Here is a 19811-nt window from a genome sequence, read left to right on the forward strand (position 1 = left end):
CGCTACCGCGGGTGCTGGCGCAGGGCCGGCGACGGCTCGCTGTCCTCCAGCACGCCGGTTGCTAACGGCTGCGGCGCGCCCAGAAAGCCGCTGCTCTGTACCGGCGCACCCAGGCTGTCGTCGCCCTGCAGCGAACGGTTATCAACCTCGCGTACGTCTGATTCTGTCGGCTGCGGCGCACTGCCGCCGTTCATCACATTGCCGCCGCTGAGATCGGGACGGGCAGGCAGCGCATAGCTCTGCTTCGCCACCCTGGTGCCAATTGTACCAGGGCCGGAGAGTGAGCCATCAGGCGCAACGTTGATAAAATCGACCCGCACACGGGTATTATTGGAAATGTTCAGACGATCGCCGGCGGCGCGTGACAGATCGATAATGCGCCCGGGCATGTAGGGACCGCGATCGTTAACGCGCACCACAATCTGCCGGCCGTTCGCCATATTGGTAACGCGTACGTAGCTCGGCAGCGGCAGGGTAGGGTGCGCAGCGGTCAGTGCATCAGGATCGTAAGTTTCACCGATAGCGGTACGGTTGCCTTTAGCCTCATCGCCATACCAGGTTGCCAGGCCCACTTCGCTGAAGTCAGATGGATTTTTGACCACGCGCCAGGTTTTGCCATTCACGCTGTAATCCTGGCTGGTAGCCGGATTAATCGGTTCATAATGCGGCTCACGCCCGGGATCTCCACTACCGGACCGTTATACGCCGGCTGTGGCGGCGGCGTATTTGTTTGCGGTTCCTGTGTGGTACAGGCACTTAATACCAGTGACGCCAGTGCAACCCCAAGCCAGTCCTTACGCATGTGCAGCCTCTTAAACGCTTTTAGACAACATTTTTCGATGAGTATGGATCGACATGACAATGCCGAACCCCGCCATTAATACGATCAGCGCCGACCCGCCGTAACTGACCAGCGGCAGCGGTACGCCAACCACCGGTAAGATACCACTTACCATGCCAATATTAACGAAAACATAAACAAACAGAATCAGCATTAATCCGCCTGACATCACGCGACCAAACGTGGTTTGCGCCCGTGCGGCGATGATCAGGCCGCGCATAATCAGCAGCAGATAGAGCAGCAGCAGCAGCAGCACGCCGACCAGGCCCAGCTCCTCTGCCAGCACGGCAAAGATAAAGTCGGTATGGCGCTCCGGCAGAAACTCCAGCTGTGACTGCGTGCCGTGCAGCCAGCCTTTACCGCGCAGCCCACCTGAGCCGATAGCTATTTTGGACTGAATAATGTGATACCCCGCGCCGAGCGGGTCGCTTTCGGGATCGAGCAGCATCATCACGCGATCGCGCTGGTAGTCATGCATCAGGAAAAACCACAGCACCGGAATAAAGGCCGCAACCAGCAGCACCGCAACGCCAATCAGTTTCCAGCTCATACCGGACAGGAAGAGCACAAACAGGCCGGAAGCGGCGATCAGAATAGAGGTGCCGAGGTCGGGCTGTGCGGCCACCAGCAGCGTGGGCATAAAGATCAGCACCAGCGCGATGCCGGTATTTTTCAGCGTGGGCGGACAGACGTCGCGGTTAATAAAGCGCGCAACCATCAGCGGCACGGCAATTTTGGCGATCTCTGACGGCTGAAAGCGGACGAATCCAAGATCCAGCCAGCGCTGTGCGCCTTTACTGATATGACCAAAGGCGTCAACGGCTATCAGCAAAATCACGCAGACAATATAGAGATAGGGCGCCCAGCTCTCATAAACGCGCGGCGGAACCTGCGCCATGACCAGCATAATCACCGTGCCCATGGCAATCTGACCCAGCTTACGCTCCATCATGCCCGGATCCTGCCCGCTGGCGCTCCAGATCACAATGGCGCTGTAGGTCAGCAGCGCGAGAATAATTAACATAAACAGCGGGTCGATATGGATACGCGTCCAGATCGTCCTTTTCTGCGGACTATCGTTCATCGACATGATTATTCACCTTCGTAGCCGGGCGGCGTCGGGGCGGCTTCAAGCAGCACCGTATTATTGTCACCCAGCATTATGTGATCGAGGATCTGGCGCATCACGGTTCCCACCGCCGGACCGGCACCGCCGTTCTCCAGAATGATGGTCACGGCCACCCGCGGTTTGTCGTACGGCGCAAACGCGGTCATAAGTTTGTGATCGCGCAGGCGCTCGGCAATTTTATGCGCGTTATAGGTCTCATTCTCTTTCAGACCGAATACCTGGGCGGTACCTGATTTGGCAGCAATCTTATAGGGCGCATCAGCAAAGCTTTTGTGCGCAGTCCCGTTAGGCCGGTTGGCGACGCCATACATGCCATCTTTGGCAATCTCCCAGTACCCGGAGTGAATATCGCCAATCGGCGCATCAGGCGGCTGACGATAAGGCACCATGGCGCTGCCCTCACGCGTAGCGCGCAGCAGATGCGGCACTTTGATCACGCCGTCATTAATCAGGATCATCATCGCTTTGTTCATCTGTACCGGCGTAGCGGTCCAGTAACCCTGTCCGATGCCGACCGGAATGGTGTCACCCTGATACCAGGGCTTTTTAAAACGCTTCATTTTCCAGTCGCGCGTCGGCATGTTACCGGCGCTCTCCTGCGGCAGGTCGATACCGGTGCGATGACCATAGCCAAATTTAGTCATCCACTCGGAGAGGCGATCGATGCCCATATCGTAGGCGACCTGATAGAAGAACGTATCGGCTGACTCTTCCAGCGATTTGGTCACGTTGAGACGGCCGTGGCCCCACTTTTTCCAGTCGCGATAACGCTTTTCAGAACCGGGCAGCTGCCACCAGCCAGGATCAAACAGGCTGGTATTACGGTTAATGACCCCCGCGCTCAGCGCTGATACCGCTACGTAAGGTTTTACCGTTGAGGCGGGCGGATAGGCAGCCTGCAGCGCACGGTTATAGAGCGGCCGGTTTTCATCACTGAGCAGCGCCTTGTAATCTTTACTGGAGATCCCATCGACAAACAGGTTGGGGTCGTAGCTTGGCGTGGAGACCAGCGCCAGGATCTCACCGGTGCGCGGATCGCTGACGACTACCGCCGCCCGGCTGCCGGTCAGCAGCGTTTCAATGTACTGCTGCAGCCGCAGGTCAACGGTCAGCCAGATATCGCGGCCCGCCTGCGGGGATTGCTCATGCAGCTGGCGTATCACGCGTCCGCGGTTATTGACCTCAACCTCTTCATAGCCGGTTTTGCCATGCAGCACATCTTCGTAGTAGTTTTCGATACCGAGCTTGCCAATATCATGCGTGGCGGCATAGTTAGGCCACTTGCCCTCTTCATCAAGGCGTTTTACGTCACGATCGTTGATTTTCGATACGTATCCCACAACGTGGGTCAGCGTCTGACCATAAGGATAATAGCGGCGCTGGTAGCCTTTAACTTCCACGCCGGGAAAGCGGTATTGATTTACGGCAAAACGTGCGACCTGTACTTCATTCAGGCCGGTTTTTACCGGAATAGAGGTAAAGCGACGCGAGCGCTTGCGCTCTTTTTCAAAAGCGTCGATATCGTCGTCAGTCAGATCCAGCACTGGTCGCAGCGCCTGCAGCGTCTGCTTAAGGTCGTCAACTTTTTCCGGCACCAGTTCAGCCTGGTAAATCGTGCGGTTCAGCGCCAGCGGAACGCCGTTGCGATCGTAGATGATGCCGCGACTCGGGGCGACCGGCACCAGCTTGATACGGTTTTCATTTGAGCGGGTGCTGTAATCATCAAAGCGCAGGATCTGCAGATGATAGAGGTTGAAAACCAGCACGCAGGAGAGCAGCAGAATGCCGATGAACGCCACAAGGGCGCGGCGGACAAACAGTTTTTGTTCGGCAGTGTAATCGCGAAAAGCGTTGCTCTGTAGTTTCATCCGCTGCGTTTTTATCTGGAGGTTGTCGGGCGTTTATTCACGATGATAAGGGTGATTCGTGGTGATACTCCAGGCGCGGTATAGGCTCTCAGCAACCAGCACGCGTACCAGCGGATGAGGCAGCGTCAGCGCCGACAGCGACCAGCTCTGTTCAGCAGCGGCTTTACACGCCGGAGCCAGGCCTTCAGGACCACCAATCAGCAGGCTGACATCACGACCATCCAGCTTCCAGCGCTCCAGCTGCTGCGCCAGCTGCGGGGTCTCCCACGGCTGTCCGGGAATGTCGAGCGTGACAATACGGTTGCCTTTGCCTGTTGCCGCCAGCATCGCTTCACCTTCTTTTTCCAGAATGCGTTTGATGTCAGCGTTTTTGCCGCGTTTCCCGGCCGGAACTTCAGTCAGCTCAAACGGCATATCTTTCGGAAAGCGCCGCAGATACTCCATAAAACCGGTCTGAACCCAGTCGGGCATTTTGGTGCCAACGGCTACAAGTTGCAGTTTCACTGCTTAGCTCCAGAGCTTTTCCAGCTCATAAAGCTGACGGCTCTCTTCCTGCATTACATGCACAATGACGTCACCGAGATCGACGACAACCCAGTCTGCCGCTGCTTTACCTTCCACGCCCAGCGGAGTCAGGCCAGCTACGCGGGACTCCTGCATAACGTGATCGGCAATAGCGGAGACGTGGCGGGTTGAGGTGCCGGTGCAGATGATCATGTAATCGGTGATGCTGGATTTGCCCTGGACATCAATCGCAATGATATCCTGGCCTTTCAGATCATCAATCTTATCAATAACGAACTCTTGGAGTGCTTTGCCTTGCAAAAGGTTCCCCTTAAAAACAGGTAATGCGGGCTGGCTGAATGCCCGGAAATGCAGCCAAAAATTAAGCGGCGCAGTATAGCATGCTACAACCGGAGGAGATATATATCCGGGTTATTTACCCGCGCCGGCGGGCGGAGCATCCAGATAGAGGCCAGCGCGATCAATATAGTCGATCACCGCTGGCGGCAGCAGCGTGCTGCAGGATTCTCCCTGATGGCGCCGCTGGCGGATCTCGGTGGCAGAAATCGCATAAAGCGGCGTCTCCGCCAGCCAGATATGGCCTGCCGGTGCCTGATGCAGCGCCGCACTGTCCTGCGTCTGATGCTGCTCCAGCCACCGCTGCATCTCAGGCGAACCCATTTCCGTCGCATAGCCCGGCCGTTTGCAAACCAGCAGATGGGAGAGTGACAGCAGTTCCTGCCAGCGATGCCATTTATGCAGCGACAGCAGCGAATCCTGACCGATGATAAAGCCCAGCGGCTGCCGCGGGCCGCGCTCCTGGCGCAGTGCTTCCAGCGTAGTCACTGTCCAGGAAGGGGTCTGACGCTGCAGTTCGCGCGTGTCGATATCAAACAGCGGCCGGTCGGCAATCGCACACTGCAGCATCGCCACCCGCTGTGCGGCACTCGCTTCCGGCTGTGGCCGGTGGGGGGGAACATTGTTGGGCATCAGCGTGACTTTTTTCAGTCCGACCTGCTGCGCCAGCGCCTCTGCCGGACGCAGATGACCATAATGCACCGGATCAAACGTGCCGCCAAACAGGGCGCAGAGTTCAGACATAATGTAATCCTGACGGAAAGTGACGCTGACAGAGCAGCAGCGAGAGCGTTTCCAGCTGCGGCCAGAGGTTCTGGCCATAATCCTGCTTCATGGTGAGCTCCAGCTCAGCCAGCAGGTGTACCGCCTGATGCAGTCGTTCGGCGTCCAGCCGCTGCAGCGCCCCGGTGAAGAGCGCGCGCCGGTTTTGCCAGATGCGCTGCTGATCCATCAGCGTGCGCAGAGGCTGCTTAGCCTGATTGCGCTGCAGATGCAGCAGCGTCAGCAGATCGCGCTGCAGGGTGCGCAGCAGGATCACCGGTTCGCTCTCCTCTTTCTGCAGCTGATGCAGGATATGCAGCGCCCGCTTGCCTTTCCCCGCCAGCAGCGCATCCACCCAGTGAAATGGCGTAAAATGGGCCGCATCATTGACTGCTGCTTCCACGCGCGGCAGCGTCAGTTTGCCGTCAGGCCAGAGCAGCGACAGCCGCTCCAGCGCCTGAGCCAGCGCCAGCAGATTGCCTTCATAGCAGTAGCACAGCAGCTGAACCGCTGCCTCATCGACGCTGAGCTGCATCGCTTTGGCCCGCGCGGCGACCCAGCGCGGCAGCTGTGCCTGTTCCGGCGTCTGACACGGCACCAGCACCGCCTGCGGACTCAGCGCTTTGTACCAGGCGCTGTTTTCCTGCGCTTTGGTCAGCTTTGTCATACGCAGCACCAGCAGGATATCGCTATGCAGCAGGGCAGAGAGGGTAACCAGCTGCTCAGCCATCGCAGCATTCGGGCCGTTTTCCGGCAGCGTCAGCGTCAGCGTCTGGCGCAGGGTGAACAGGCTCAGCGCCTGACAGCTGGCAAAAAGCGCCTGCCAGTCAGTCTGGGCATCCAGCGTGACCGAAAAGTGCTCTTCAAATCCCTGACTGCCGGCAGCAGCGCGGATAGCATCCGCACTCTCCTGGATCAGCAGGGGTTCATTACCGGCGAGAAAATAGCAGGCGCGCAGCCCCTCACGAAGCTGCGCGCGCAGTTGCTCAGGATAAATCCTGATCATTGCAGACTGGTGGCGGAAGAGGAGGGCACTTCCGGTGAATCAGAACCCGGGGCGATGATCTCCGGCTCCGGCAGCGTCTCTTTATTATTGAGCTGCGCGGCATGGACCGTCAGCAGTTTACGCACCAGCTGCTCTGCTCCACGCTGACGCATCTCCTGCAGGATCATATCCTGTTCCGCATCCTTTGCCAGTGCGGCGTTAGGGTTGTCGAAGAACGAGCGGTAGACCGTGGTGCTGATAGGGTAAATCCCTTTGCCGGGCAGCACGACCTGTGCGGTCAGCGTCATCACCAGCGAATATTCTGCCGTGGTACCGCTGATAAACACTGAAGCCGTGTCACGCGCCTGCCGCACGCCTCCCAGACGCAGCGTCGGGTAGGTTGCGCTGGCCTCTTTGCTGTCCTCAATGATGTTTACATCGTTGATGCGCAGCTGCTGACGCACGGTACGCGCCAGCGGGCCGTAAGGATCGCCACTCTGTACAATCAGCGTTTTCATCTCCGGTGGCACCTGAGTGGTGCCGCGCGGATGAAATCCACAGCCTGCGGTGACCAGCACCGCAAACAGGACAAACAGCCTGATAACTAGTTGTCGCACAGTTCCTCCTGAACTTAACCCACGACCAGGTTAAGCAGTTTGCCAGGGACATAAATCACTTTTCGCAGGGTGACGCCGTCCAGATATTTTGCCACCAGTGGCTCCTGTGCGGCTCGCGCCTGCACCTGCTCCTGAGTGGCATCTGCTGCCACGGTGACTTTACCGCGTACTTTACCGTTAACCTGAACGACAACCAGCATTGAATCGTCGACCATTGCGGCTTCATCCGCTACCGGCCACGGCGCATTATCAATGCTGCCTTCGCCACCCAGCGCCTGCCACAGGACATAGCTGGCGTGCGGCGTGAACGGATAGAGCAGGCGCGTAACGGCGACCAGCGCTTCCTGCATCAGTGCGCGATCCTGTTTGCTCTCCTGCGGCGCGCGCAGCAGCTTGTTCATCAGCTCCATGATAGCAGCGATAGCGGTGTTAAAGGTCTGGCGACGACCAATGTCATCTGCGACTTTCGCAATGGTTTTATGCAGATCGCGACGCAGCGCTTTCTGTTCATCATTCAGTGCGCTGACATCCAGCGCGACAGTTGCGCCTTTCGCTACGTGATCGTAAGCCAGTTTCCAGACGCGTTTCAGGAAGCGGTTAGCGCCTTCCACACCAGACTCCTGCCACTCCAGGGTCATATCTGCCGGCGATGCAAACATCATAAACAGGCGTACGGTATCGGCGCCGTAACGCTCAACCATCAGCTGTGGATCGATGCCGTTGTTTTTCGACTTCGACATTTTGCTCATGCCGGCGTAGATAACGTCGCGGCCCTGATTGTCCACTGCTTTGGTAATACGTCCTTTATCATCGCGCTCAACGGTAACATCAACCGGAGAGACCCAGTTGCGCTCGCCGTTAACGCCAACATAGTAGAACGCGTCCGCCAGCACCATGCCCTGACACAGCAGGCGTTTTGCTGGCTCATCGGAGTTAACCAGGCCCGCGTCACGCAGCAGCTTGTGATAGAAGCGGAAGTACATCAGGTGCATGATGGCGTGTTCGATACCGCCTACGTACTGGTCTACCGGCAGCCAGTAGTTGGCCGCCGCCGGATCCAGCATGCCTTCGTTGTAGTTAGCGCAGGTATAGCGCGCGTAGTACCAGGAAGATTCCATAAAGGTGTCAAAGGTATCAGTTTCGCGCAGTGCTGGCTGACCATTCACGGTAGTTTTAGCCCACTCCGGGTCCGCTTTGATCGGGCTGGTGATACCATCCATGACCACATCTTCCGGCAGGATAACCGGCAGCTGATCTTCTGGCGCAGGGACGACCGTGCCATCTTCCAGCGTGACCATCGGAATAGGTGCACCCCAGTAGCGCTGACGCGAAACGCCCCAGTCGCGCAGACGGTAGTTAACTTTGCGTACGCCAACGCCTTTTGCCGTCAGCGCGTCGGCGATTGCGTTAAAGCCCGCCTGGTGATCCAGACCGTCAAACTCACCGGAATTAAACAGCGTGCCTTTTTCAGTCATGGCACCGCTGCTCAGATCGGGTTCTGTGCCATCGAGGTTGCGGATAACAGGCTTGATGTTCAGGCCATATTTAGTCGCAAACTCCCAGTCGCGCTGGTCATGACCAGGTACCGCCATCACCGCACCGGTGCCATATTCCATCAGTACAAAGTTTGCGACCCATACCGGAATGGCTTCACCGGTCAGCGGATGGATAGCAGACAGGCCGGTCGCCATGCCTTTTTTCTCCATCGTGGCCATATCCGCTTCTGCGACTTTAGTCGTACTGCACTCGGCAATGAAATCGGCCAGCACCGGATTGCCTGCGGCAGCCTGTCGCGCCAGCGGATGACCCGCCGCCACGGCGACGTAGGTCGCGCCCATAAAGGTATCGGGACGGGTGGTGTAAACCGTGACCTTTTCGTCGCTGTGCGCAACGTCAAAGGTGATTTCAACCCCTTCTGAACGGCCGATCCAGTTGCGCTGCATGGTTTTAACCTGCTCCGGCCACTCATCCAGCTTGTCGAGGTCGTTAAGCAGTTCTTCAGCGTAGTCGGTGATTTTGATAAACCACTGCGGGATCTCTTTGCGCTCAACTTTGGTGTCGCAGCGCCAGCAGCAGCCATCGATTACCTGCTCATTAGCCAGCACGGTCTGATCGTTCGGGCACCAGTTCACCGCCGAGGTCTTTTTGTACACCAGGCCTTTTTCGTAAAGTTTGGTGAAGAACCACTGTTCCCAGCGATAGTACTCTGGCTGACAGGTCGCCAGTTCACGGCTCCAGTCGTAGCCAAAGCCCAGCAGCTTCAGCTGGTTCTTCATGTAGTTGATGTTGTCGTAGGTCCATGGCGCCGGCGCAGTATTGTTTTTTACCGCAGCGCCTTCAGCGGGCAGACCAAAAGCGTCCCAGCCAATCGGCTGCAGAACGTTTTTGCCCAGCATGCGCTGATAGCGGGCAATAACATCGCCAATGGTGTAGTTACGCACGTGGCCCATGTGCAGGCGGCCAGAAGGATAGGGCAGCATCGAAAGGCAGTAATATTTCTCTTTGCCTTCCTGCTCGGTGACTTTGAAGGTTTCATTTTCGTCCCAGTGCTGCTGGACGCGGGATTCTATCTCTTCCGGGCGGTATTGCTCTTGCATGGCTGCCTGTGATCCTTAGTAAAAATCGTTTTCCCGGACCGTCTGGTGCAGCAGCAGAGCCGCTGACATCGTCGCCTGATGGCTTGACCGCCGCATCGGACAGGCCGGGTTTGTCTATTTATGATCCGCATAGCATACCCATAAGCCCCGCCCTCAACAACATTTCACCGTCCCTCTCCGCCGCTTTTCTGCGGAATGCGTTGCGGCTTCCGCGCTTTTGCAATTTCCGCGATGACCGTCAGAGCTTTTGCGATAAAGCGGCTAAACTTACAGCAGCCCTCACAGCAGAAAGGAGAATAAAATGAATAACGTGGCGCAGGCGTATCGAACCACGGTAGCAACGTTAACCCAGCGACTGGAGCACGGTGAACGCGATATCGACGCGCTGGTCGCGGAAGCGCGTCAGGATCTGCTGACCGACGAGAGTCTCTCATCTTCTGAAGTGGATGAAGTAATGCGTGCGGTGCGACGCGATCTTTACGAATTCTCCCGCAGCTATCCCGAAGCGGAAAGCGCGCTGGAAGATTCGGTCTTTTTACGTGTGATCCGTGAGAGCCTGTGGAAAGAGCTGGCGGATATCACAGATAAGAGTCAGCTGGAGTGGCGTGAGGTGTTTAAAGACCTGCATCATCACGGCGTTTATCAGAGCGGTGAGGTGGTGGGGCTGGGTAATCTGGTGTGCGAAAACTGCGGATTTACGCGCGCTATCTATACGCCTGAAAGCCTGACGCGCTGCCCTGAGTGCAATCACGATCAGTTTCAGCGCCAGCCGTTTGAACCCTGACAGATTGCGTTAACAGCGCGCCGCTGCGTGTGTGCAGGCGGCGCGCATGGTTCAGCGTTTAGTGCAGAATTTTTGCCAGGAACTCTTTCGCGCGCCCGGACTGCGGATTATTAAAGAAGTCATCTTTGCGGGTATCTTCGACAATTTTTCCTTCATCCATAAAGATAACGCGATTAGCCACCTTACGCGCAAAGCCCATTTCGTGCGTCACCACCATCATCGTCATGCCTTCGTTTGCCAGTTCAACCATGACATCCAGCACTTCATTGATCATCTCCGGATCGAGCGCGGAGGTGGGCTCATCAAACAGCATGGCGATCGGGTCCATGCAGAGCGCACGGGCGATGGCCACACGCTGTTGCTGGCCTCCTGAAAGCTGCCCCGGAAACTTCTCCGCGTGAGCAGAGAGCCCCACGCGCTTCAGCAGGGCTTGTCCTTTATCTCGCGCCGCCGTTTTATCGCGCTTCAGTACTTTTACCTGCGCCAGCACCAGGTTATCGATAATGCTCAGATGAGGAAACAGCTCAAAGTGCTGAAACACCATGCCGACCTGACTGCGCAGTTTGGCCAGATTAGTCTTTTTATTGTTCACTTCAGTGCCGTTGACCTGAATGCTGCCCTGCTGAACCGGCTCCAGTCCGTTGACGGTTTTAATCAGCGTGGATTTGCCCGAGCCCGAGGGCCCGCAGACCACCACCACTTCTCCTTTTTTTACCTCGGTTGAGCAGTCGGTCAGCACCTGAAAGTGCCCATACCACTTAGAAACATTTTTCAGGCTAATCATTTAAACTGTCCTTTTTCTTTTCAGATAGCTAACCAGCAACGACGCGCTCAGGCTGATCGCGAAATAGACCAGACCGGCAAACAGAACCATTTCTACCTGGGTACCATCGCGCTCGCCAATGGTAGAGGCGGTGCGGAAAAAATCAGCCAGGCTCAGTACATAGACCAGTGAGGTATCCTGGAACAGCACAATGCCCTGAGTAAGCAGCAGCGGCACCATGGCGCGAAACGCCTGCGGCAGAATAATCAGCTTCATTGATTGCCACTGCGTCATGCCGAGCGCCAGTGCGGCATTTGATTGTCCGCGAGAGATGCTCTGGATACCGGCGCGAATAATTTCCGAATAATAAGCAGCCTCAAACAGCGCAAAGGCCACCATGGCAGAGATAAGACGAATATCCGTCTGCGGCGACAGGCCCAGCACCTGCTGCAGAAAACTCGGCACAACCAGATAGAACCACAGCAGTACCATCACCAAAGGGACTGAACGGAACAGGTTGACGTAGAGTTTTGCAAACCAGCGTACCGGGGCAAACGTTGAGAGGCGCATAACGGCCAGAATGGTGCCCCAGATAATGCCGAACACCACCGCTACGGCGGTAATTTTAAGCGTAATCACCATGCCATTAAGCAGGTAGGGCAGGCTGGGCGGAATAGAGCTCCAGTCAAAATCGTACATTATTTCCCTCCCAGGTTGCCGGGCAGGCGAATTTTGCGTTCTACCAGACCCATGACCAGCATAATCACCAGATTGATGCCGACATAGGCGAGCGTAATCGCAGTAAAGGACTCATAGGCGTGCGCCGAGTAGTCGAGCAGCTTGCCCGCCTGGGCAGCCAGGTCGACCAGGCCAATCGTGGAGGCGATGGCGGAGTTCTTGACCAGGTTCAGCATTTCCGAGGTCATCGGCGGCACAATCACCCGGTAGGCGTTAGGCAGCAGCACATAACGATAGGTTTGTGGCAGCGTCAGCCCCATAGCCAGTCCGGCATTTTTCTGTCCGCGCGGCAGCGACTGAATCGCCGCCCGCACCTGCTCGCAGACGCGCGCTGCGGTAAAAAGTCCGAGACAGATCATGGAGGAGAGGAAGAACTGAATGTTTGGATCAAGCTCCGCCTTAAACCACATGCCGAGCTTCTCACCAACCAGTTCCGGCGCCACCAGATACCAGAAGAAAAACTGCACAATTAGCGGGATATTACGAAACAGCTCTACATAGCAGGTGCCAATCGCAGCCAGCAGGCGATTCGGTACGGTACGCAGAATGCCAAACAGCGATCCCACCAGGAAGGCGATAATCCAGGCGCAGCAGGAGACCGCGACGGTCACCTGAAATCCGGACCACAGCCAGCCAAGGTAGGTCGTATTGCCGAACGGAGCCTGCTGTAAAAAGATGCCCCAGTTCCAGTCGATACCCATAACGAGCTCCGGTAAAAAAGGGTAGCCAGGCTACCCATAAGATTGTTGAGCGGTCTCTTTTTTCCTGCCGCAGGGGAACGACCCGCAGCAGTCTGTCTGTCCGTACCGCATGTTCAGCAATCAGGAGGGCAGCCTGGCCGCCCTTGTTATCGTTGTTACGTTACAGCGCCTTGTCGTTAGGTGATTTAAACAGGGCCTGCATATCGGAGGAGAGTTCAAAATTCAGATTGAGGTTTTTTGGCGGAATAGGCTGTTTAAACCATTTATCAAACCATTTGGTCGCTTCACCGGAGGTCTGTGCCTTAGCAATGGTTTCATCCAGCAGCTGTTTGAACTGTGGATCGTCTTTACGCAGCATGCAGCCGTAAGCCTCTTTGGATTGCGCGGTACCCGTAATCTCCCAGTTATCAGGCTTCTTCGCCTTGGCGCGCTCACCGGCCAGCAGGGCATCATCCATCATAAAGGCGACGGCACGTCCGGTTTCCAGCGTGCGGAACGAATCGCCATGATCTTTAGCGCTGATAATGCGCATATCGAGCTTTTTCTCATCATTCAGCTTGCGCAGCAGAATTTCAGAGGTGGTACCGGAGGTGACCACAACCGTTTTGCCTTTCAGATCGGTGAAATCTTTAATGTCACCGCCTTTTTTCACCAGTAAACGGGTGCCGATGATAAAGATGGTGTCAGAGAAGGCCGCCTGCTGCTGACGCTCAACGTTGTTTGTCGTGGAACCACATTCAAAATCGTAGGTGCCGTTCTGCAGCAGAGGAATACGGTTCTGCGAGGTAATTGGCAGCATCTTGATCTGCAGATCGGGTTTATTCAGTCTGGTTTTGATCGCTGCCACAATGGCGCTGGAGTAGTCCTGCGAATAGCCGACGACTTTTTGCTGGTTGTCATAATAAGAAAAGGGAACGGATGACTCACGATGGCCGACGACAATAACGCCGCTGTCGTTAATCTTTTTCAGCGTGCCGGTGAAATCTTCTGCCTGAGCCGCGCCCGCTGCTGCTCCCAACAGCAGAAGTGATAAGGCCACTTTGCGCATTTGCATGTTCCAACTCCTTCGTGTGAATGTCGCGCAGAATAAAACTGCGCAGAGCGTGATGTTATGTCTGTGTCCTGCTGCTTTTTTAATAATCCTTTAGCGCAACTGCGCGCAGGATAGGGGACTAACATAGCGAAATGTTAACGCAATGAAACAAAAAAGTTTGTTTTTTGCGAGCCGCTCCGCACCATTACAAGGCAATGTAGCTGCCTTGCGCTGTTTCAGTGCGCAATCATGCCCGTTAACAGTGCGTGAAATTCACGACAGCAAGCCTGCTGCCGGGATTCGCCGCTGTCGTTATGGTTAACAGCAAGCTTTGTGCCACATTACGCAGCATTGCAGGAGAATGTTTCAGCGGAAAGACAAAAAAAAAGCGAAGCCGTGGCTTCGCTTTCAGGGAGACGCGAGCGTCAGACGCGCCGGCGTGCAATGGCGGCGGTGATCGCTGCCAGCGTCAGTAACCAGACCGGCCAGATACCGCTGCGCGCATAGGGCGTTTCGCCTGCAGCAGGCGTTACGCGCGCCTCCAGTACCCGGCGGGTAAACTGCGGGATCATCTTTTCAACGTCGCCGTCGGCGTTGACCACGGCCGTAACGCCATTGTTTGTCGAGCGCAGCAGCGGGCGTCCCAGCTCAAGCGCACGCATGCGCGCCATCTGAAAATGCTGCCACGGACCGATCGAGTGGCCGAACCAGGCATCATTTGAAACCGTCAGCAGGAAGTTGGTATCTGGCCGGAAGTTGGCACGTACCTGTTCGCCCAGAACGATTTCATAGCAGATGGCGCTGGTGAGGTTATAACCCGCCACGTTCAGCTGTGGCTGGATGTAAGCACCGCGGCTGAAAGAGGACATGGGCAGATCGAAGAACGGCGCCAGCGGACGAAGCAGGCTCTCCAGCGGCACAAACTCGCCGAACGGCACCAGGTGATTTTTCTGATAGCGGTTACGGCTCTGGTAGTTATAAGGCTGTTTGCCACCGAGCACGATGACGGAGTTATAGTCGTGATAGCGGTTATCACCCTCAACGCGTGAGTCAACAATGCCGGTGATCAAACTGCTGCCGCGCGCGCGCAGTTCCGCGTCCAGCGCCTGTAAAAAGGGCTGCTGGTTACTTTCAAGATCGGTAATAGCTGATTCAGGCCAGATAATCAGCGGCGCACTGCCGATATAGGGCTGACTGTAGCTGGTATAGACGCGCAGCGTGTCGCGCAGCTGCTGCGGATCCCACTTCATCGATTGCGGGATATTACCCTGTACCATCGCCACGTCCACACTGCGTGCCGGCAGCGGCTGATACCAGTGCAGCATACGCAGCGGCCACGGCAGCAGCAGCAGGGCTGCGGCAACAATCAGGCTTTTCAGACTGCGCTGATGCAGGGCAAAGACCAGCAGGCCGGCAATCATCATCAGCAGGAAGGTAATGGTCTCTACGCCCGCAAGCGGCGCAATACCTTTCAGCGGACCGTCAATCTGGCTGTAGCCAAACTGCAGCCAGGGGAAACCCGTCAGGACCCAGCCGCGCAGAAACTCACTGATTTGCCATAACGCCGGCGCCGCCAGCGCCAGCCGCCATAGAGTAGCGCGCGGCCAGAAGCGGTTGAGCACCACGGCAAACAGCAGCGGATAGAGCGCCAGATATGCTGCCAGCAGCAGCACCAGAAAGACGTTTACCGGCCCGGGCATACCGCCAAAGGTAGCGATGCTGACATAGACCCAGTTAATGCCGCTGCCAAACAGGCCAAAGCCCCATGTAAAGCCAAGCGCTGCAGCCTGGGCAGGACGACGGTTTAGCAGTAATACCTGCAAACCCGCCAGGGAGATAAGCGCCGCAGGCCAGAAATCGTAAGGAGAAAAGGCAAGGGTGCCGGTGGCACCCGCTATCAGCGCCAGCAGCAGACGCACCCGCTGGCGGGAAAAAAGAGAGGCAGATGCCATAAAGTTATTCGTCTTCGAGTTGCGGTTGTGGAGAATCTTCCGGAATTTTCACATGCACCTGAATAATACGACGGCTGTCCGCCATAGCGACTTTGAAGTGGTAGCCATCAATAGTGATACTCTCGCCGCGAGCCGGAAGGTGGCCAAAGCCCTGCATAACCAGACCGCCAATCGTATCCACTTCGTCATCGCTGAAATCGGTGCCGAACGCCTCGTTGAAATCTTCAATCGGCGTCAGCGCGCGTACCGTGTAGGTATGGCGATTCAGCTGACGGATGTCGCGATCTTCTTCGTCGTCATACTCATCTTCGATTTCGCCGACAATCAGCTCCAGAATATCTTCGATGGTCACCAGGCCGGATACGCCACCAAATTCATCAATAACAATCGCCATATGATAGCGCTGCGAGCGGAACTCTTTCAGCATGCGGTCAACGCGCTTGCTTTCCGGCACCACTACCGCAGGACGCAGCACCTTTTCCATACTGAAGGGCTCAGCGCTGCTGCTCATAAACGGCAGCAGATCTTTCGCCATCAGAATGCCTTCAACGTGATCTTTATCTTCGCTGATGACCGGAAAACGGGAGTGCGCAGATTCAATAATCACGGCCAGGCACTCTTCCAGACTCTGATTGCGCTTCAGGGTGATCATCTGTGAGCGTGGGATCATGATATCGCGTACGCGCTGTTCGGCGATGTCGAGCACCCCTTCCAGCATGTCGCGGGTATCCTGGTCAATCAGCTCTTTTTGTTCAGAATCACGGATCAGACCCAGCAGTTCATCACGATTTTTAGGTTCACCGTGAAACAGCTGGCTAAGCAGCAGGGAAAAGAAGCCCTTTTTACTACTGGGGGCGTCGTTGTTTTGAGAATGGTCGTCGCTCATGGCGTTTTAATTACGATCTCGCTGTTAGATAAGGATAGCTGCCCGCGTCCCGCCGGCAGCACAGTAGCCTGAACCCACGGCTCAGGCGTCTTCTTTCTCCGAAATGTACGGGTCAGGATAACCAAGAGCAAGCATTATCTCAGTCTCCAGCGCCTCCATCTCTTCGGCTTCACTGTCTTCAATATGGTCATAGCCCAGCAGATGCAGCGTGCCGTGTACGACCATGTGTGCCCAATGTGCTTCAGTGCTTTTACCCTGTTCAGCCGCTTCCTGCTCAACCACCTGGCGACAGATAATTAAATCACCCAGCAGCGGCAGCTCAATTCCTGGCGGCGCTTCAAAAGGAAAAGAGAGCACGTTGGTCGGCTTGTCTTTGCCGCGATAAGTCAGGTTTAGCTCGTGACTCTCCGCTTCATCAACCAGGCGAATCGTGACCTCACTTTCTGGCTGAAAGGGGGTAACGGCCGCTTCCAGCCAGCGCTGAAAAGCGGTTTCTTCCGGCAGGCCGTGCGCGTCGGCGCAGGCCTGCTGTAAATCCAGTACTACCGTACTCATGACGGCTCCTGTGGTGGTGTGGAGTGCACAGCCTGTGCGGCCAGCGACTCCCGTTTACGCTCTTCCGCCAGTTTATCACGACGCTTCTGATCCGCCTCTTCCCAGGCTTCATAAGCGTTCACAATACGTGCCACTACCGGATGGCGTACCACATCTTCGCTGTGGAAGAAGTTAAAGCTGATCTCTTCGACGTCAGCCAGCACTTCAATCGCGTGGCGCAGACCCGACTTGGTGCTGCGCGGCAGGTCAATCTGCGTCACGTCACCGGTGATCACCGCTTTGGAGTTAAAGCCGATGCGCGTCAGGAACATCTTCATCTGTTCAATGGTGGTGTTCTGGCTTTCATCAAGGATCACAAACGCATCATTCAGCGTACGACCGCGCATATAGGCGAGCGGTGCGACCTCAATCACGTTGCGCTCCATCAGCTTCTCAACCCGTTCAAAGCCGAGCATCTCAAACAGCGCGTCATAAAGCGGGCGCAGATAGGGATCAACCTTCTGGCTCAGATCGCCAGGCAGAAAGCCCAGTTTTTCACCCGCTTCTACCGCCGGGCGGGTCAGCAGGATACGACGAATCTCCTGGCGCTCCAGCGCATCAACCGCGGCGGCAACCGCAAGATAGGTTTTACCGGTACCCGCCGGGCCGATACCAAAGGTGATATCGTGGTCGAGGATGTTGGCGATGTACTGCGCCTGATTCGGCGTGCGCGGCTTAATCACACCGCGTTTGGTTTTAATGTTTACCGCTTTGCCATACTCCGGCACACTTTCAGCGGTCTGCTCCAGCACCCGGCTCTCTTTAATGGCCAGATGGATGTGATCCGGTTCGATATCCGGAATATGACCGCGTACCGGGGCAGTATCCACGTACAGCGTACGCAGAATATGCGCGGCGGCCTCCACGCTGAGCGCGCGGCCCACCAGTTTGAAATGGTTGTCGCGGCGGTTGATTTCGATGCCCAGACGGCGTTCCAGCTGCTTCACATTGTCATCAAACGGACCGCACAGGCTCATCAGACGCTGGTTATCGGCGGGTTCCAGGGCGATTTCACGAGTTTCGATATTCAATTGAATCCTTTGGGTCACACAGGGCCAGTTGAAAAGGTGTATAGATGCCGCGCGTGCGCGTCATAAGCGTATGACAAAATTATTTATGGGACAGCACCAGGACGCAAGCGCAGGGAAAGATATTTGGGCGACCGCTGCAGAATGCAAGGGGTGGCGGATGAAACAGGCGGCAGCACGCTGCGTGCTGCCGCACAGTGATTAACTGTCAGGGTTGATACAGGCCGACGCCGGTTTCATCCTCTTTGCGGGTACGGGCAATGACGGCCGCCGGACTCTGCGCCACGCGCAGTCCCATGCGATCTTCAGTGCGTACGACCACGCCGCGCAGTGAGTTGGCATAGACATCAACGATTTCAACATCGACAAATTTGCCAATCATGTTCACCGAGCCTTCAAAGTTTACCACGCGGTTATTTTCAGTACGGCCGGTCAGTTCCATCACATTTTTACGTGATGTACCCTCAACCAGAATACGCTGAACGGTACCCACCATACGGCGGCTGATCGCCATCGCCTGCTGCTGGATACGATCCTGCAGAATATAAAGGCGCTGCTTTTTCTCCTCTTCCGGCACGTCGTCTGGCAGGTCAGCCGCAGGCGTACCCGGACGGGCGGAGTAGATAAAGCTGTAGCTGGTGTCAAAGTTAACGTCGTGGATCAGCTTCATGGTCTGTTCGAAGTCGTGCTGAGTTTCACCCGGGAAACCGATGATAAAATCAGAGCTGATTTCGATATCAGGACGTGCTGCGCGCAGCTTGCGAATAATCGCTTTGTACTCCAGCGCAGTGTGCGCCCGCTTCATCAGCGTCAGAATACGGTCAGCGCCGCTCTGGACCGGCAGATGCAGGAAGCTCACCAGCTCTGGCGTATCACGATAGACATCAATGATGTCATCGGTGAACTCAATCGGATGGCTGGTGGTAAAGCGGATGCGGTCGATACCATCAATGGCGGCGACGAGGCGCAGCAGCTCAGCAAACGTGCAGATCTGGTCATCAAAGGTTGCGCCGCGATAGGCGTTGACGTTCTGACCCAGCAGGTTGACCTCGCGCACACCCTGAGCGGCCAGCTGAGCGATTTCCAGCAGGATATCGTCGCAGGGACGGCTGACTTCTTCGCCGCGGGTATACGGCACCACGCAGAAAGTGCAATATTTATTGCAGCCTTCCATGATGGAGACAAAAGCCGTCGGGCCTTCAGCGCGCGGTTCCGGCAGACGGTCAAATTTTTCAATTTCCGGGAAGCTGACGTCAACTACCGGGCTTTTATTCCCGCGTACCTGATTGATCATTTCCGGCAGGCGATGCAGCGTCTGTGGTCCAAAGACGATATCAACACACTGTGCACGCTGGCGCAGTTTATCGCCTTCCTGCGACGCCACGCAGCCGCCCACGCCGATGATAAGATCGGGATTGGCCGCTTTGAGCTTTTTCCAGCGCCCTAACAGGTGAAAGACTTTCTCCTGCGCTTTCTCACGGATAGAGCAGGTATTAAGCAGCAGAACATCTGCGTCTTCGGCTTCCTCCGTCAGAGTGTAGCCGTGCGTGCTGTTCAGCAGGTCAGCCATCTTGGATGAATCATACTCATTCATCTGACAGCCCCAGGTTTTGATATGCAGTTTTTTGGTCATTGAACCAGCCATTGAATCTGAGCAGGGAAGTGCAGGGGG

18 protein-coding genes and 1 pseudogene are annotated in these 19811 nt (G+C 56.2%); 1 reads left to right on the forward strand and 18 read right to left on the reverse strand.

Annotated features, from left to right (window positions below; all coding sequences use genetic code 11):
• Nucleotides 1-23 precede the first annotated feature (23 nt).
• The 9 genes and pseudogenes from rlpA to leuS form a co-directional block, all read right to left on the reverse strand.
• Nucleotides 24-802 (reverse strand): annotated as a pseudogene (gene rlpA / locus HA43_RS10680) (endolytic peptidoglycan transglycosylase RlpA); the annotation flags it as partial.
• A 10-nt stretch (nucleotides 803-812) separates the two neighbouring features.
• Entirely contained in the window at nucleotides 813-1925 is a 1113-nt protein-coding gene (gene mrdB, locus HA43_RS10685; protein ID WP_039385756.1) for a peptidoglycan glycosyltransferase MrdB, read from the reverse strand.
• An 8-nt stretch (nucleotides 1926-1933) separates the two neighbouring features.
• Nucleotides 1934-3838: a peptidoglycan DD-transpeptidase MrdA gene (gene mrdA, locus HA43_RS10690; RefSeq protein ID WP_094111644.1), complete on the reverse strand. Its 1905-nt coding sequence runs from the start codon at nucleotides 3836-3838 to the stop codon at nucleotides 1934-1936.
• 33 nt (nucleotides 3839-3871) lie between these two features.
• Nucleotides 3872-4342, reverse strand: coding sequence for a 23S rRNA (pseudouridine(1915)-N(3))-methyltransferase RlmH (gene rlmH, locus HA43_RS10695; protein WP_071668978.1), 471 nt, complete (start codon nucleotides 4340-4342; stop codon nucleotides 3872-3874).
• Between the two features lie 3 nt (nucleotides 4343-4345).
• Nucleotides 4346-4663: a ribosome silencing factor gene (rsfS, locus tag HA43_RS10700; protein ID WP_071668979.1), complete on the reverse strand. Its 318-nt coding sequence runs from the start codon at nucleotides 4661-4663 to the stop codon at nucleotides 4346-4348.
• Between the two features lie 111 nt (nucleotides 4664-4774).
• The gene (gene nadD / locus HA43_RS10705) at nucleotides 4775-5443 is read right to left on the reverse strand and encodes a nicotinate-nucleotide adenylyltransferase (RefSeq protein ID WP_094111645.1); all 669 of its coding nucleotides are present in this window, start codon (nucleotides 5441-5443) and stop codon (nucleotides 4775-4777) included.
• Complete coding sequence (gene holA / locus HA43_RS10710; RefSeq protein WP_039383140.1) at nucleotides 5436-6467, reverse strand: DNA polymerase III subunit delta; 1032 nt, start codon at nucleotides 6465-6467, stop codon at nucleotides 5436-5438. Before holA ends, nadD begins: the two co-directional genes overlap by 8 nt.
• Nucleotides 6464-7063: an LPS assembly lipoprotein LptE gene (lptE, locus tag HA43_RS10715; RefSeq protein WP_039383142.1), complete on the reverse strand. Its 600-nt coding sequence runs from the start codon at nucleotides 7061-7063 to the stop codon at nucleotides 6464-6466. Before lptE ends, holA begins: the two co-directional genes overlap by 4 nt.
• Nucleotides 7064-7077: 14 nt before the next feature.
• The gene (gene leuS / locus HA43_RS10720; protein WP_094111646.1) at nucleotides 7078-9660 is read right to left on the reverse strand and encodes a leucine--tRNA ligase; all 2583 of its coding nucleotides are present in this window, start codon (nucleotides 9658-9660) and stop codon (nucleotides 7078-7080) included.
• 301 nt (nucleotides 9661-9961) lie between these two features.
• Here leuS and HA43_RS10725 point away from each other — a divergent pair, with 301 nt between their 5' ends.
• On the forward strand, nucleotides 9962-10444 hold the full coding sequence (locus tag HA43_RS10725) for a zinc ribbon-containing protein (protein WP_039383147.1): 483 nt from the start codon (nucleotides 9962-9964) through the stop codon (nucleotides 10442-10444).
• 58 nt (nucleotides 10445-10502) lie between these two features.
• Here HA43_RS10725 and HA43_RS18700 read toward each other — a convergent pair whose 3' ends face one another.
• The 9 genes from HA43_RS18700 to miaB all read right to left on the reverse strand — a co-directional run bounded on the left by HA43_RS18700 (nucleotide 10503) and on the right by miaB (nucleotide 19772).
• Nucleotides 10503-11228, reverse strand: coding sequence for an amino acid ABC transporter ATP-binding protein (locus HA43_RS18700; RefSeq protein WP_039383149.1), 726 nt, complete (start codon nucleotides 11226-11228; stop codon nucleotides 10503-10505).
• Nucleotides 11229-11906 (reverse strand): glutamate/aspartate ABC transporter permease GltK, encoded by a 678-nt coding sequence (gene gltK / locus HA43_RS18705; RefSeq protein WP_039383151.1) that lies wholly within the window; start codon nucleotides 11904-11906, stop codon nucleotides 11229-11231.
• Nucleotides 11906-12646 (reverse strand): amino acid ABC transporter permease, encoded by a 741-nt coding sequence (locus HA43_RS10735; RefSeq protein WP_039383152.1) that lies wholly within the window; start codon nucleotides 12644-12646, stop codon nucleotides 11906-11908. Before HA43_RS10735 ends, gltK begins: the two co-directional genes overlap by 1 nt.
• Nucleotides 12647-12806: 160 nt before the next feature.
• Complete coding sequence (locus tag HA43_RS10740) at nucleotides 12807-13700, reverse strand: glutamate/aspartate ABC transporter substrate-binding protein (protein WP_039383153.1); 894 nt, start codon at nucleotides 13698-13700, stop codon at nucleotides 12807-12809.
• Between the two features lie 404 nt (nucleotides 13701-14104).
• Nucleotides 14105-15631 (reverse strand): apolipoprotein N-acyltransferase, encoded by a 1527-nt coding sequence (gene lnt, locus HA43_RS10745; RefSeq protein ID WP_039383154.1) that lies wholly within the window; start codon nucleotides 15629-15631, stop codon nucleotides 14105-14107.
• Between the two features lie 4 nt (nucleotides 15632-15635).
• The gene (gene corC, locus HA43_RS10750) at nucleotides 15636-16517 is read right to left on the reverse strand and encodes a CNNM family magnesium/cobalt transport protein CorC (RefSeq protein WP_094111647.1); all 882 of its coding nucleotides are present in this window, start codon (nucleotides 16515-16517) and stop codon (nucleotides 15636-15638) included.
• Between the two features lie 81 nt (nucleotides 16518-16598).
• The gene (gene ybeY / locus HA43_RS10755) at nucleotides 16599-17072 is read right to left on the reverse strand and encodes an rRNA maturation RNase YbeY (RefSeq protein WP_071668982.1); all 474 of its coding nucleotides are present in this window, start codon (nucleotides 17070-17072) and stop codon (nucleotides 16599-16601) included.
• Complete coding sequence (locus HA43_RS10760; RefSeq protein ID WP_094111648.1) at nucleotides 17069-18142, reverse strand: PhoH family protein; 1074 nt, start codon at nucleotides 18140-18142, stop codon at nucleotides 17069-17071. The genes ybeY and HA43_RS10760 overlap by 4 nt, the downstream gene beginning before the upstream one ends.
• Nucleotides 18143-18347: 205 nt before the next feature.
• A complete protein-coding gene (miaB, locus tag HA43_RS10765; protein ID WP_071668984.1) occupies nucleotides 18348-19772 on the reverse strand; it encodes a tRNA (N6-isopentenyl adenosine(37)-C2)-methylthiotransferase MiaB in 1425 nt (474 codons plus the stop codon).
• Nucleotides 19773-19811: the final 39 nt, after the last annotated feature.

This window comes from Pantoea eucrina, from assembly GCF_002095385.1.
GTDB classification, from domain to species: domain Bacteria; phylum Pseudomonadota; class Gammaproteobacteria; order Enterobacterales; family Enterobacteriaceae; genus Pantoea; species Pantoea eucrina.